Origin of the sequence: Campylobacter sp. CFSAN122748, from assembly GCF_045277125.1 — a bacterium.
In the GTDB taxonomy this organism is placed as follows: Bacteria; Campylobacterota; Campylobacteria; order Campylobacterales; family Campylobacteraceae; genus Campylobacter_D; species Campylobacter_D jejuni.
Window position 1 is genome coordinate 404,183 of sequence record NZ_CP116953.1, and the last position, 14,547, is coordinate 418,729.

Consider the following 14,547-nt stretch of genomic DNA (forward strand, 5'->3'; position numbering starts at 1 on the left):
TATATTTTTATAAAAGAACATTAGGAAAGATATATGGAATTTTGGCAGCATATTTATTCAAATTTTAATGTTATAGCTTTTAGCATCTTTGGCTTAAAGGTGCATTGGTATGGCATTATGTATGTTATAGCTTTGCTTTTGGCTTTGCTTTTGGCTAAATTTTTTGTAAGAAAATTTCAACTAGACATTAATGAAAAACATTTGGATAGTTATTTTATATGGGTTGAAATAGGGGTTATTTTAGGTGCAAGGCTTGGATATATTTTGATTTATGATGCAAATACTATGTATTATATTACTCATCCTTGGCAAATTTTTAATCCTTATATTAATGGTGAATTTGTAGGTATTCGAGGTATGAGTTATCATGGAGCAATTATAGGATTTTTGATAGCTACTTTATTGTTTTGTAAAAAATATAAAACAAATCCTTGGATTTTTCTTGATTTGGTTGCTTTAAGTGTTCCATTGGCTTATGTTTTTGGTCGTATAGGAAATTTTTTAAATCAAGAGCTTTTTGGTCGCATTACAAATGTGCCTTGGGGAATTTATGTTGATGGAGTATTGCGCCATCCATCGCAACTTTATGAAGCATTTTTAGAAGGTATTGTTGTTTTTATTATAGTTTATTTAGCAAGATTTAAGCAAAGTTTTCAAGGGGAATTGATTCTTGTGTATGCTGGTGCTTATTCATTGGCAAGATTTATATGTGAATTTTATCGCGAGCCTGATTTTGGTATAGGTTTTGTTTTATGGGGTATGAGCATGGGGCAAATTTTAAGTTTTATAATGTTTATAACAGCTTTGTTAGTTTATATTTGTATAAAGTTTAAAAAAGTAAATATTTAATCTATCTTAAAGACTTTTGTAATATAATGAAATGGATTTTTTTAATTTCTTTTTACAAAGGAGTAAAGATGCGTGAGCTTATCGAAGGTTATTTGGGTAAGAGCATTGAGGGCAAAAAAAGTAAAATGCCTGCGAAATTAGACTTTATCCAAAGCGCCTCAGGGCTTTTTTTAGGTCTTTTTATGTGGGTGCATATGCTTTTTGTTTCTACAATTTTAGTCAGTGAGGATTTTTTTAATTCTGTGGTACATTTTTTAGAATTAAAATTTGTTTACGATAATCCTGTTATGAGTTATCTTACTTCATTTTTAGCCGCCTGTGTTTTAGTGGTTTTTTTCGTTCATGCTTTACTTGCAATGAGAAAATTTCCTATTAATTACCGTCAGTATCAAATACTAAGAACACACAGTAAAAAAATGAATCACAGCGATACTTCGTTATGGTGGGTTCAAGCTTTTACAGGTTTTATTATGTTTTTCTTAGGTTCTGCTCATCTTATTTTTATTGTAACCAATGCAGATAAAATCAGCGGCGATATGTCAGGAGATAGGGTTGTAAGTCATTTTATGTGGCTTTTTTATGCTGTTCTTTTAGTCTGTGTTGAACTTCATGGAAGTATAGGGCTTTATAGACTTTGTGTTAAATGGGGTTGGTTTGAAGGAAAAAATGTAAAAGAAAGTCGCAAAAAGCTTAAAACTGCTAAATGGATAATCAGTATTTTCTTCCTAGTTTTAGGTGTGTTAAGTCTTGCAGCATTTATAAAAATAGGTTATGAAAACTACCAAAATCAAACCCAAACTACTGCGATGATAAAAAACTACAATGGAGCAAATTATGAATATACAATATAGTGATGCTTTAGTAATAGGCGGAGGATTAGCAGGTCTTAGAGCGGCTATTGAAGTAGCAAAGAGTGGCCAAAGTGTAACACTTTTAAGTATTTGTCCAGTGAAGCGTTCTCACTCTGCAGCGGTGCAAGGAGGTATGCAGGCAAGTTTAGCAAATGGGGCAAAAGGTGAGGGTGATAATGAAGATCTTCACTTCGCAGATACAGTAAAAGGAAGTGATTGGGGCTGTGATCAAGAAGTAGCAAGAATGTTTGCTCAAACTGCGCCAAAAGCAGTGCGTGAGCTTGCGGCTTGGGGTGTGCCTTGGACTAGAGTTACTAAAGGTCCAAGAACTGTTGTAATCAATGCACAAAAAACTGTGATTGAAGAAAAAGAAGAAGCGCACGGGCTTATTAATGCTAGAGATTTTGGTGGAACTAAAAAATGGAGAACTTGCTATATCGCAGATGCAACAGGGCATTGTATGCTTTATGGTGTAGCAAATGAAGCTATTAAACATCAAGTAAAAATTATTGATAGAATGGAAGCAGTAAGAATTATCCATGATGGTAAAAAATGCTTAGGTGTGATTGCTAGAGATTTAACCAATGGACAACTCATTGCTTATATCGCAAGAGGAACTATGATAGCAACAGGGGGCTATGGTAGAATTTATAAACAAACTACAAATGCGGTAATTTGCGAAGGAACAGGTGCGGCTATCGCTCTTGAAACGGGACTTTGTAGACTTTCTAATATGGAAGCAGTGCAATTTCACCCAACTCCTATTGTGCCAAGCGGTATTTTGCTTACTGAGGGTTGTCGTGGCGATGGCGGAATTTTACGTGACGTGGATGGATATCGTTTTATGCCTGATTATGAGCCAGAGAAAAAAGAACTTGCAAGCCGTGATGTGGTAAGTCGTAGAATGATGGAGCATATTCGTAAAGGTAAAGGTGTAAAAAGTCCTTATGGAGATCATTTATGGCTTGATATTTCTATACTAGGTCGTGCGCATGTGGAAAAAAATCTTCGCGATGTGCAAGATATTTGTAAAACTTTTAATGGTATTGATCCAGCAGATGAAGGTCCAAAAGGTTGGGCTCCAGTTCTTCCAATGCAGCATTATTCTATGGGTGGAATTAGAACTAAACCAACGGGTGAAAGTCAATGGCTAGAAGGACTTTTTGCTTGTGGAGAAGCAGCTTGCTGGGATATGCACGGATTTAATCGTTTAGGTGGAAATTCATGTGCTGAAACTGTTGTAGCAGGTATGATAGTGGGAGATTATTTTGCAGATTATTGTAAAAATAATGGTGAAGTAATTGACACAAATGTAGTAAAAGACTTCTTAACTAAAGAGTATCAATATTTAAAATCTTTAGTAGATAAAGAGGGTAAACATAATGTTTTTGAAATTAAAAATAGAATGAAAGAAATTATGTGGGATAAGGTAGCCATCTTTAGAACAGGTGAAGGTTTGAAAGAAGCAGTAGATGAACTTGAAAAACTTTATAAAGATTCTCAAGATGTTAAAGTACATTGTAAAGAACTTGATTGTGCAAATCCAGAGCTTGAAGAAGCGTATAGAGTACCAAGAATGTTAAAAATAGCACTTTGTGTAGCTTATGGAGCGCTTTTAAGAACAGAAAGTCGTGGGGCGCATTATAGGGAAGATTATCCAAAAAGAGATGATTTAAATTGGATGAAAAGAACCAATACTTTTTGGGTAGAAGGCGAAACATTACCACGCATAGAATATGAAGAGCTTGATATTATGAAAATGGAAATTCCACCAGCATTCCGTGGATATGGAGCTAAAGGAAATATTATAGAAAATCCTTTAAGTGAAAAACGCCAAGCTGAAGTGGATGCAATACGTGAAAAAATGGAAGCTGAAGGCAAAGGTCGTTATGAAATTCAAAACGCTTTAATGCCTTATGAATTACAAGCTAAATATAAAGCACCAAACCAAAGAATAGGAGTTGATTATGAGTAGAAAATTGACAATAAAGGCATTTAAATATAATCCTTTAAGCAAAATTTCTAAACCACATTTTGTGACTTATGAGCTTGAAGAAACTCCTTTTATGACGGTTTTTGTATGTTTGACTTTGATCCGTGAAAAAATGGATGCGGATCTGAGTTTTGACTTTGTTTGTCGTGCAGGGATTTGCGGATCTTGTGCAATGATGATTAATGGAGTGCCAAAACTTGCTTGTAAAACTTTAACTAAAGATTATCCTGATGGAGTGATAGAGCTTATGCCTATGCCTGCATTTAGGCATATTAAAGATTTAAGCGTGAATACAGGCGAGTGGTTTGAAGACATGTGTAAGCGTGTTGAAAGCTGGGTGCATAATGAAAAAGAAACTGATATTTCTAAACTTGAAGAACGCATTGAGCCAGAAGTTGCGGATGAAACTTTTGAACTTGATCGTTGTATAGAGTGTGGAATTTGTGTAGCTTCTTGTGCAACTAAACTTATGCGCCCAAATTTCATAGCTGCTACAGGACTTTTAAGAACAGCTAGATATTTACAAGATCCGCATGACCATAGAAGTGTGGAAGATTTTTATGAATTAGTAGGCGATGATGATGGTGTTTTTGGTTGTATGTCATTGCTTGCTTGTGAAGATAATTGCCCTAAAGAATTACCTTTGCAAAGTAAAATCGCTTATATGAGAAGACAACTTGTCGCTCAAAGAAACAAATAAATCTTTCCCCTTTTTAAGGGGAAGATTATGAAAGAATTATTCCAAAAAATTTGGCAAAATGAACTTCAATTTTTAAATTTTGATGCTAAATTTCAAGATAAAAGCAAACTTGATACGGCCGAGTGTGCGATTATTTTAAGTGTCAATAAAGACAATTATGAAAGATATTTTCTCTTAAAAGAATTTCAAGAGCTTTGCAAAAAAAATGATTTAAGAGTGGATATTTTTAGTATACAAAATGCTCAAATTTGTATTTTAAATTTTTTTAAATCAGGTTTTATTTCAAAGCAAGATTTGCTTAAGGCTCTAAAAATTTTAGAAAAAATTTCAAAAAATACCGAAATGCTTGATTTTATTTCACAAGAAAAAGTTCAAAGTATAGATCAAAAAGCTTTATTTCAAAATGATTTTAAAGAATTAAACACCATTAATTTAGAGCTTCAAAAGCTAAGTTTTGATGAAAATTTAAAATCAAGACTTCAAAAAACTTTGGAAAAATTTCAAAATTTAGAGTTTAATATAGCCATCACTGGCGTGATGAATGCAGGAAAATCAAGCCTTTTAAATGCTCTTTTAAAAGAAGATTTTTTAGGCGTTTCAAACATACCTGAAACAGCTAATTTAACAGTATTAAGTTATGGTAAGAGCGAAGAAGCAAAGATATATTTTTGGGATAAGAAAGAATGGCAAAATATACTTGAAAGTTCGCACTTTAATGCAGATTTAAAAGAATTTATTGACAAGCTGGATAAGAGTGTAAATATAGAGGATTTTATCAAAGTTAAACCTTTAATACAAAATATCGCACTTTGTGAGCTTAAAGATTTCAGTTCAGCTAAAAATAAAATTTCAGCTTTAATTAAAAAAATAGAAATTAAAAGTCATTTAGAATTTTTAAAAAATAATATTTCCATAGTTGATACTCCAGGACTTGATGATGTTGTAGTTCAAAGAGAAATTGTTACAAATGAGTATCTTAGAGAAAGTGATTTTTTAATTCATTTAATGAATGCTTCTCAAAGCTTGACTCAAAAAGATGCAGACTTTTTGGTGCATTGTCTTTTAAATTCAAGGCTGAGTAAGTTTTTAATTGTTTTAACTAAAGCGGATTTGTTAAGCAAAAAGGATTTAGAAGAAGTCATTGTTTATACCAAGGAAAGCTTAAAATCAAGACTTGTGGATTTAGATGAAAATTTAGTGGAAAAGATTGATTTTTTATGTGTGAGTGCTAAAATGGCAAGTGATTTTTATAAAGGTTTAGCGTCTAAGGAAAGCTTGCAAAAAAGTGGTATGCAAGAATTTGAAAACTATCTTTTTAACGAGCTTTACGCGGGAGAAAAAAGTAAGATTGCCTTAAGAGCTTACAAAAAAGAATTGCATTTAGAGCTTAAAAATATTCTAAGCGAATATGAAATGCAAAATCGTCTTATTAAGGAGAATAAACAAGGTGTAAGTGAAGAAAATCAAAAGCTTTTACTTGAACTTCAAAAGCAAAACACCTTATTAAAAGAAGCACAAGATGAAATTTCAAATTCCATTGCAAAACTTAAAAATATAGATAGTGGCATAGATAATCTTGTTTTACTTTTGGCTAAAAAATTAAAAGAACGCTTGATAGATGAGTTTAAATATTTAAAAAATAATGCACAAAAGCTTAATCTTTCTCGTATTTTAAATATAGTTGATATTACCACAAAAGATGGGATTAATGATATTTTAAGAGAAATTAAATTTGAAAATATTAAAAAAATCGAGGAGCTTAAAACAAATTTATCTTTAAAATATGATTTTTTAAAAGATGATTTTGACAATGGTTTTGAAGGTTTTAAAGATGGAATTTCAAAAAATATAGATAGTATTTTTCAAAGCGAAAAATTTGCACTTTTAAGATTGAAAATTGAAAAATTAAGCAATCTAAAATCAAATTTATATGAGCTTGAAACGAATTTAGATACGGTTATTTTTGATACTTTTAAAGAATTTAAAATGAGTGAAATTTTAAATTCTTTAAATATCAATGGAGCATTTTTTGAGTTTTTAAATGATAAATTAAAACATTATGAAAAAAATCAAAAATCAAAATTAGAAAGTCTTGAAAAAGTTTTACAGAGTCTGAAAAATCAAGATGTTAATATTTTAAATTCTTTTGAAGAAAATTTAGAAAAAATTGAAAAATTAAAACAACTTGAAATGGGGCTTTTAAATGCAGATTAATCTTTTAAATGATTTTATAAAAGCCTATGAAAATACCTATAGTGTGAGTTTTGATGACAGTTTTAAAGGGCGTATTCAAGAGCTTTGTAAGGAACTTAATGAGCCTTTTATGCACGCAAGTTATGCTTTAGAAAATGAATTAAAAGAGCTTGTGTTTTCTTTGGATAAGAATGTTAATATCGCTATTATAGGGCAGTTTTCAAGTGGTAAATCAAGTTTGCTAAATTTGATCTTAGGGCGTGATTGTTTGCCTATGGGTGTTGTTCCTGTTACTTTTAAACCTACTTTTTTACGCTATGCAAAAGAATATTTTTTAAGAGTAGAATTTGAAGATGGAAGTGATATTATCACAAATATAGAAAAATTAGCCTTTTATACGGATCAAAGAAATGAAGTAAAACAAGCAAAAAGTTTGCATATTTTTGCACCTATTCCTTTACTTGAAAAAATTACTCTTGTAGATACTCCGGGTTTAAATGCAAATGAAAATGATACTTTAACAACTCTTGATGAGCTTAAAAATATTCATGGAGCGATTTGGTTAAGTTTGATTGATAATGCAGGCAAAAAAAGTGAAGAAGATGCCATAAAAGCAAATTTAGAACTTTTAGGAGAAAATAGCATTTGTGTATTAAATCAAAAAGATAAATTAAGCGCAGAAGAGCTAGATAATGTTTTAAATTATGCAAAAAGTGTGTTTTTAAAATATTTTAATGAGCTTATTGCTATTTCTTGCAAAGAAGCTAAAGATGAGCAAAGCTATGAAAAATCTAATTTTCAATCTTTGCTTGATTTTTTAACTCAGCTAGATACAACAGCTTTAAAAGAAAAATTTGTTAAAAGAAAAATTTTAAATTTATGCGAAATTTTAGAAGATGAAAACCAACTTTTTGTAGGTATTTTTGATCGTTTATTAAATCAATTTCAAAGTTATGAAAAGCATTTACTTTTAGCGTATGAAAATTTTTTAAAAGAGATTGAAATTTTAAATCATCAGATTTTAGAACAGCTTAAAAGCATTAGCGAAAGAATTTCTAGTGAAATTTTTGCAAGTGTTAAGGAAAAAGATGCTTATTTTTACAAAGAAAGCAAAGGATTTTTAAAGAAAGATTTATACACAAGATATGATTATAAAGCGCCTTATATTTCAAGCGACGATGCTTTTTTGGCGATGTTTTATAATAGTGATGTGATGAGTAAAGAGTTTAAAAAAATCAAAAATGAACTTTATAAATCTTTTGAAGAAATCAAGATGAAATTAAAAGATTTTATAAACATACTTGAAAGAGAAATTTTGCTTTTTAAAGCAGAATTTTCAAACATACAAAAAGATCACATTTTCCAAAGTGATAAAAATTTTAGCGAATTAAGAGCTTTTTGCAATGCAAGTGATGAGTACTTTTTGAAAGATTTTAAAGAGCTTTTATTTAAAAGTATTTTAGAACTTGATTTATTTTTTGAAAAATTAAATCTTAAGGCTTTTACAAATTATGAAAATGCTACAAAACTAAGCCTTGCATTTTTTAGTCGTAAAATCAATGAAAGCCGTGTTCTTTATGAGCTTGATAGTTCTGAATTTGTACTTTTTTATCCTAAAAAAAGTGAAATTTATGAAAGAGTTTTAAATGAATTAAATGTTTATGAGTTTGAAGCTTTGCTTATTAATAAGCCTATTTTGACAAAAATTGCAAAAAATTTTTTAGAACAAAGTCAAATTTTAATCCAAGAAAAAAGTAAATTTTTAGATCTTAAAAAAGCAGAACTTCAAAAAAGAAGAGCACAGATTTTAAATGTTAGAGAAAATATAAAGGAAGATTAATGAGAATATTTTTAGCTTTATTTTTATTTTTTAATTCATTATTTGCATTAAGTGAGCTAGAAGAGGGTTTAAAACTTTACGAGGCAAATAAATTTGATAAAGCTTATGAAATTTTTAAAAGTCTTTGTGAAAAAGATATTTCTAAAGCTTGTTTTTCTTTAGCTTTTATGCATGAGAGTGCTAAGGGTGTGAGCAAGGATTTAAATCAAGCTTATAAATTTTATGATAAAGCTTGCAAATTAGGTTTAGCAAATGCGTGTTCTAATATGGCTTTGCTTTTGCAAAATCAAGGTTATAAAAATGAAGCTCTTTTGGCTTTTAATAAAGCTTGCACTTTAGGAGAATCGTTAAGTTGTAATAATATAGCTTTATTTTATGAAAAAGAAAAAGATGGACAAATGGCCTCAAATTTTTATAAAAGATCTTGTGATTTAAAAAATACAAGAGCTTGCTATCAATTAGGATCTTTATATGATAAAGGAGAGCTTGTTAAGGCAAGTGTAAAATCTGCCCTTGCTTTTTATTCTAAATCTTGCACTTTAGGTTTTGGTGAGGCTTGTTATTTGTTAGGACGCTATAATCAACTAGAAAAACAAGATTTAACAAAGGCAAAAAGATATTTTGGTATGGCTTGTGATCAAAAACATCAAGAAGCTTGTGCAGCTTATAAAGAACTTAATTCTAAAGATATAGAGCTTTATTAAAAGTTCTATTTTCATTACTTTCAAAGATATACTTAAATAAAATTAAGAATAACACAAAATTTATCGCTTTTTAAAGTTAAATTTATATTAATAGGACTAATATAGTCTTGTTTAAATTATTATCAAGGAGAAGTAATGCAAGACAATATTATTGATCGCAGAAGCTTTTTTAAACTAGGGCTTCTAGGTGGTTCTGTAGTAGCAGCTAGCACTATAGGTGGCAGTGCTGTTTTAAAGGCAGCAGAACTTACGCATTCGCATCAAGCTTCACAAGGAAAATCAAATAAAATTAGAGGTAGAATGTTTTTTCAAACTCAAACTGAATTTGATACCTTAAGTGCAGCCTGTGAAAGAATTTATCCTAAAGATGAGCAAGGAGAAGGAGCTATAGGTTTAGGCGTGCCTTATTTTATCGATAATCAGCTAGCTAGTGCTTATGGTTATAATGATAGAGAATATATGCAAGGGCCTTTCATGGAGGGCAAAGCCGAACAAGGCTATCAAACTCCTATGCAACGCAAAGATATTTTTTTAGAAGGCGTGCATGCTCTTGAAGAAAATGCTCAAAAGCGTTATAAAAAATCTTTTTCTTTGCTTAAAGGTGGAGATCAGGATAAAATTTTAAGCGATTTTGAAAAAGGAAAAATTCAAACTACGGGTTTTAAATCTTCTTATTTTTTCACTCTTTTAAGAGATATGACAGTAGCTGGAGTTTTAGCTGATCCAATTTATGGCGGAAATGATAATAAAAATGGTTGGAGAATGATGCAATATCCAGGCGCACAAATGAGCTATGTGGATAAAATTGCAAGTGATGAATTTTTTAACATTGAACCTATGAGTTTAGCAGATATGGAGAGTTAAAATGGCTGAAGTATTAAAAAAAGTAGATGTGGTAACAGTTGGGGCAGGATGGACTGGAGGTATAGTGGCTGCAGAGCTTACTAAAGCAGGTTTGAATGTACTTAGTTTAGAACGCGGACATATGCAAAGTACTGAAAATTTTAATTTTATCCATGATGAGTGGAGATACGGGATTAATTATGGTTTGATGCAAGATTGCTCGAAAGACACTGTGACTTTTCGCCATGATCCTAGTGGTTTAGCCTTGCCTTATCGTAAAATGGGTTCGTTTTTATTGGGTAATAATGTTGGCGGTGCAGGGGTGCATTGGAATGGTTGGACTTTTAGGTTTATGCCTTATGATTTTGAAATTCAAACCCTAAGCAAACAAAGATATGGTAATAAATTAGGTAATGATTATACCTTGCAAGATTGGGGTGTGACTTATAAGGATATGGAGCCTTATTATGATAGATTTGAAAAAACCTGTGGGGTATCAGGTGAGCCAAATCCTTTAGCGGAAAAAATGGGAGCTTTTAGATCCAGTCCTTATCCACAAGAACCTCTTGAAAATACTAAAATGCTTAAACGATTTGAAAGTGCAGCAAAAAGTTCAAATTTACACACTTATCGTTTGCCAGCTTCAAATTCTAAAGGTGGCTATACAAACCCTGATGGTCAAGATTTAGCTCCTTGTCAATACTGTGCGTATTGTGAGCGTTTTGGTTGTGAGTATGGCGCAAAAGCAAGTCCTTTAAACACAGTAATTCCAAAGGCTATGAGCACAGGTAAATACACTATACGCACTTATAGCAATGTAACGCAAATTCTTAAAAAAGACGGAAAAGTAACGGGGGTAAAATTTGTCGATACTAGAACGATGAAAGAGTATATTCAACCTGCTGATATAGTTGTGCTTACAAGTTATATGTTTAACAATGCTAAGCTTTTAATGGTAAGCAACATAGGTGAGCAATACGATCCAAAAACAGGTAAAGGAACTTTAGGTAGAAATTATTGTTATCAAATGAACATGGGTACAACAGCTTTCTTTGATGAGCAATTTAACACCTTCATGGGTTCAGGTGCTTTGGGAACTACGAGTGATGATTTTAACGGAGATAATTTTGATCATTCTAGGGAAAAATTCCTTCATGGAGCTATGATTTATAGCGTTCAGCTTGGAACTCGCCCTATACAATCAGCCCCACTTCCAGCAGGAGCTCCAACTTGGGGTGCTGAATTTAAAAAAGCATTAAACTATAATTTCACAAGAGCTATTACCGTAGCAGGACAAGGTGCTTCTTTGCCTCATAAGAATAATTATTTAAGTCTTGATCCAACTTATAAAGATGCTTTTGGTATGCCACTTTTACGCTTAACTTATAATTTCACCGATCAAGATAGAGCTTTGCATAAATTTATCACAGATAAAACAGCTGAGGTAGCAAAAAGAATGCAAGGAGTAAAATCAATCAAAAAAGGTGCTTATCTTAAGGATTATAGCGTTGTGCCTTATCAATCTACTCATAACACAGGTGGAACAACCATGGGTGCAGATAGAGAAACTAGTGTGGTTAATACTTATTTACAACACTGGGATGCGGATAATCTTTTTGTTGTAGGAGCAGGAAATTTCCAACACAATAGTGGATATAATCCAACTGATACTGTAGGAGCTTTGGCTTATCGCTGTGCTGAAGGTATTTTAAAGTATCATAAAAGTGGAAAAAGCTTAGCTTGATAATAACTTGAGAGTTTTTGAAAACTCTCAAGATTATAAATTTTTAATTTTCTTCCGATATAGTATAATATCAAGGAAGGCAAAAATGATTAATGGTATAAATTCTTATTTAAACTACAATTATACAAAAAGGCAAATGTAGTCTGCTCTTGGTGGTTGGAATCCAAGATTATTTTAATAAAATATCATAAAAAAAGGGTTTTCTATGGTAAATTTTGATACTCAATATACAAATATCAATTATCCAAATAATAACACAAGCAATAAAAAAGCTGTGCTTAAAAATGATGATGATGCTTATTATGAATCCATAATAAAAAAATTTGGAGATCTTGAAAAATTTAAAGAAGAAAATGGCTATAATGGATCTCCTGATGTAAAAGAAGTAGAAAACTCTTTATATAAAAGATATATGGAAGATAAACTAAGCAAGGATGAAATAAAAATACTTAATGAATTTGGCACAGACTATCTTGTAGAAGGCGTAGATTTGACCGCACTTATTAGACGAAAAGTTGATCTTTTAAAAACTCTTACAAGTATGAATGAATTTGAGAAAATATGGGGTGCTGAAAGGGCGCAAAGAGAAAAACAATTTTTTAATAAACTTGGCAAGCCACTTACTCAAGAAGATATAGATAGGTTCTTAGCTAATAAAAACAATCAAAAAGAAGACAAAAAAACTTTCAAACCTATACAGGCAGAAAGTAAAAACAAAGAAACTTACAAAGATGATAGTACAAGAAACGAGCTTGTAAAAAAACTATTAGAAGGTAAATTTAACACTAGTAAAGAATTAGAACTTCTTTTTGGTATGAAATTTAGTGATGATAGTGCAGGAGAATTTAATAAAATTCTTTCTTTAAATTCTGCACCAAAAAGTATAGATATAAAAGCTTGAAAATGCAAAAATTTAAATTATAAAAAAGAAAAAATGTTAAATATCTTAACATACAAATTCAAGTCATCGTTTTTATAAGGAAATTTTTTATTTAAATTAAGAATTTTAAGATGCGATATTGAATTTAATGTCGTTATTTTGTGAGTTTTGTTGATAAGTTCTAGCAACAAAATTTTTAAAGTCTTTATCAAAATTTGAATTTTTATCGTTGTTTTTTGAATCTTTATCTGTTTTTTCTAAGCTATTTTCTGAATTTTTGTCATCTTTTTCTTTATTTTCTTCTTCTTTTTCTTTGGCTTCTTCGGCTTTAAGCTTCATTGCTTCAGCTCTTGCTTCAAATTCCATTTTTGCAGCATTTGCTGCAACTTTATAGTCTTGTGGGCTAGGATCAGCAGGAGCCATAGCTGCTGCTGCGATTTGTCTTGCATTGGCTATAGTTTCTTCTGGTGTGTTTCCTTTTTGCATGCTGATAGGAACTTCACCCGCTGTAGCATACATTTGATTATCAGGGCCTCTTGTATAAGTAAAACTTGCAGCACCTGCTAAGCCGCCACCCGCTGCTTGATGCGCAGCTTCATGAGCCTTTACATTTCTATCGATACTTTGGAGTTCGCGAACTTGAGCTACTTCTTTTTGGCTTAGCTCTACGCCATTAACCATTTGGGTTTGTTCGCCATTTTTTTCTTTATCATCTTTATTTTCACTAAGATTTTTTTCATCTTTTTGAGTGGAATCAGATTGATTTGTTTTATCAAAAGAAGGTTTGCTAGAGTAGTAATCATAAGAGTTATAACTTGAACTAATTTGCATTTATCCTCCTTTTTGTTTTTTAAATTTTTAGGAATTTTAACGCATTTTGACTTAAAAATTTGATAAATTTTGTAAAATAATCATAAATACAATTTCAAAGGAATGTAATGATTTATGAAAATGATTTGATTTATATAGAGAAAGAGGAGGCTCAAGTGCCTTGGCTTAAAATTTTTACTAAAGAAATTTATAAAGAATTTAGCGATTGTCCTTTAGAGTTGCAAAAGGAACTTTTTGAAAAAATTTTACTTTGTGAAAAGGCTATGATAGAATTTTACAAACCTGAAAAAATCAATATCGCCTCTTTTGCAAATTATGTGCCAAGGGTGCATTTTCATGTTATGGCAAGATTTAAAGAAGATGCGTTTTTTCCAGAGTGTATGTGGGGAAAACAGCAAAGAGAAACAATAAAGCTTGATTTGCCTAAATTTGAAGAATTTATAAAATTTTTAAATAGTAAAATTTTTTGATTTTTATTAATGATTTGTTATGTTTTATCTAATAAAATTTTTATATTGAAAATTACTATAAAAAAGGAAAAAAATGAAAAAAGTTTTATTGAGTTCATTGGTTGCGGTGTCTTTGTTAAGCACAGGTTTGTTTGCTAAAGAATATACTTTAGATAAAGCACATACAGATGTAGGTTTTAAAATCAAACATTTACAAATTAGCAATGTAAAAGGAAATTTCAAAGATTATTCTGCGGCGATTGATTTTGATCCTGCGAGTGCTGAATTTAAAAAGCTTGATGTAACTATAAAAATCGCATCTGTAAATACAGAAAATCAAACAAGAGATAATCACTTACAACAAGATGATTTTTTCAAAGCAAAAAAATATCCTGATATGACTTTTACAATGAAAAAATATGAAAAAATCGATAATGAAAAAGGCAAAATGACAGGAACTTTAACTATAGCTGGAGTTTCTAAAGATATCGTTTTAGATGCTGAAATCGGCGGTGTAGCTAAAGGCAAAGATGGAAAAGAAAAAATAGGATTTTCTTTAAATGGAAAAATCAAACGCTCTGATTTTAAATTTGCAACAAGTACTTCAACTATTACTTTAAGTGATGATATTAATTTAAATATCGAAGTTGAAGCGAACGAAAAATAATTT

General features: G+C 30.9%; 13 protein-coding genes. 12 read left to right on the top strand and 1 reads right to left on the bottom strand.

The features are described 5' to 3' along the window. Nucleotides 1-33 precede the first annotated feature (33 nt). From lgt to OT390_RS02215, 10 genes are all read left to right on the top strand, one after another. Nucleotides 34-849: a prolipoprotein diacylglyceryl transferase gene (gene lgt, locus OT390_RS02170; RefSeq protein ID WP_002854600.1), complete on the top strand. Its 816-nt coding sequence runs from the start codon at nt 34-36 to the stop codon at nt 847-849. A gap of 68 nt (nt 850-917) precedes the next feature. Next, nucleotides 918-1,700, top strand: a complete 783-nt coding sequence (locus OT390_RS02175; protein ID WP_002854660.1) for a fumarate reductase cytochrome b subunit — start codon at nt 918-920, stop codon at nt 1,698-1,700. Further along, nucleotides 1,684-3,675, top strand: a complete 1,992-nt coding sequence (locus tag OT390_RS02180) for a fumarate reductase flavoprotein subunit (RefSeq protein ID WP_002874537.1) — start codon at nt 1,684-1,686, stop codon at nt 3,673-3,675. The genes OT390_RS02175 and OT390_RS02180 overlap by 17 nt, the downstream gene beginning before the upstream one ends. After that, nucleotides 3,668-4,393 (top strand): fumarate reductase iron-sulfur subunit, encoded by a 726-nt coding sequence (locus OT390_RS02185; protein WP_002854302.1) that lies wholly within the window; start codon nt 3,668-3,670, stop codon nt 4,391-4,393. The genes OT390_RS02180 and OT390_RS02185 overlap by 8 nt, the downstream gene beginning before the upstream one ends. 27 nt (nt 4,394-4,420) lie before the next feature. Continuing rightward, nucleotides 4,421-6,607, top strand: coding sequence for a dynamin family protein (locus OT390_RS02190; RefSeq protein WP_032587358.1), 2,187 nt, complete (start codon nt 4,421-4,423; stop codon nt 6,605-6,607). After that, nucleotides 6,597-8,426: a dynamin family protein gene (locus OT390_RS02195; protein WP_032586607.1), complete on the top strand. Its 1,830-nt coding sequence runs from the start codon at nt 6,597-6,599 to the stop codon at nt 8,424-8,426. Before OT390_RS02190 ends, OT390_RS02195 begins: the two co-directional genes overlap by 11 nt. Then, nucleotides 8,426-9,130 carry a tetratricopeptide repeat protein gene (locus tag OT390_RS02200; protein ID WP_032586609.1) on the top strand — a complete coding sequence of 235 codons (705 nt, stop codon included), beginning with the start codon at nt 8,426-8,428 and terminating at the stop codon, nt 9,128-9,130. Before OT390_RS02195 ends, OT390_RS02200 begins: the two co-directional genes overlap by 1 nt. Before the next feature lie 135 nt (nt 9,131-9,265). Beyond that, nucleotides 9,266-9,994, top strand: coding sequence for a gluconate 2-dehydrogenase subunit 3 family protein (locus OT390_RS02205; protein WP_406611505.1), 729 nt, complete (start codon nt 9,266-9,268; stop codon nt 9,992-9,994). Between the two features lies 1 nt (nt 9,995). Beyond that, nucleotides 9,996-11,717, top strand: coding sequence for a GMC family oxidoreductase (locus OT390_RS02210; RefSeq protein ID WP_002867792.1), 1,722 nt, complete (start codon nt 9,996-9,998; stop codon nt 11,715-11,717). A 205-nt stretch (nt 11,718-11,922) separates the two neighbouring features. Further along, nucleotides 11,923-12,618, top strand: a complete 696-nt coding sequence (locus OT390_RS02215) for a hypothetical protein (protein ID WP_394535963.1) — start codon at nt 11,923-11,925, stop codon at nt 12,616-12,618. 105 nt (nt 12,619-12,723) lie between these two features. On the opposite strand, the gene OT390_RS02220 is transcribed toward OT390_RS02215, so the two are convergent. Further along, a complete protein-coding gene (locus OT390_RS02220; RefSeq protein WP_002859493.1) occupies nt 12,724-13,428 on the bottom strand; it encodes a putative metalloprotease CJM1_0395 family protein in 705 nt (234 codons plus the stop codon). A gap of 107 nt (nt 13,429-13,535) precedes the next feature. On the opposite strand from OT390_RS02220, the gene OT390_RS02225 reads away from it, so the two are divergent. Then, nucleotides 13,536-13,898, top strand: a complete 363-nt coding sequence (locus OT390_RS02225; protein ID WP_052822778.1) for an HIT family protein — start codon at nt 13,536-13,538, stop codon at nt 13,896-13,898. A gap of 73 nt (nt 13,899-13,971) precedes the next feature. Then, complete coding sequence (locus OT390_RS02230) at nt 13,972-14,544, top strand: YceI family protein (RefSeq protein WP_394535964.1); 573 nt, start codon at nt 13,972-13,974, stop codon at nt 14,542-14,544. Nucleotides 14,545-14,547 lie beyond the last annotated feature (3 nt).